This window comes from Bacillus sp. Nf3, assembly GCF_003028545.1.
GTDB lineage: Bacteria > Bacillota > Bacilli > Bacillales > Bacillaceae > Bacillus > Bacillus safensis.
Genome location: NZ_PYUA01000106.1, coordinates 1 through 521 on the forward strand (window position 1 = coordinate 1; position 521 = coordinate 521).

A 521-nucleotide genomic window follows, 5' to 3' on the forward strand; every position below is an offset into this window, starting at 1 on the left:
TAGCTGCCTTCGGCGGCATGCACGCCGTCGCGGCCATCGAACACCCAGTCCGGCAGCGGGGCGTTGCTCATGCTCTTGCCGGCCACGATGTCGTCGGCAATCCACTGCGCAACCTGCTTCCAGCCGGCAGCCTGCCAGGTTTCGAACGGGCCCAGCGACCAGCCGTAGCCCCAGCGGATGGCCAGGTCGACGTCGCGTGCGGTCTCGGCGATATCGGCCAGGTGGTAGGCGCTGTAGTGGAACAGGTCGCGGAAGGTCGCCCACAGGAACTGCGCCTGCGGGTGCTGGCTCTCGCGCAGCTTGGCGAACTTTTCGGCCGGGTTCTTGATCTTCAGGATCTCGACCACTTCCGGGGCAGCAGTGCGATCGGCGGCGCGGTAGTCCTGCTTTTCCAGGTCCAGCACCACGATGTCCTTGCCGACCTTGCGGAAGATGCCGGCGCCGGTCTTCTGGCCCAGCGCGCCCTTGGCGATCAGCGCGTCCAGCCACTTCGGCGACTTGAAGAATTCATGCCACGGGTC

Annotated in this window: 1 pseudogene; it reads right to left on the reverse strand. The window is 66.2% G+C overall.

The features are described 5' to 3' along the window. Window positions 1-521, reverse strand: a pseudogene (locus tag C9414_RS21065) (hypothetical protein); the annotation flags it as partial.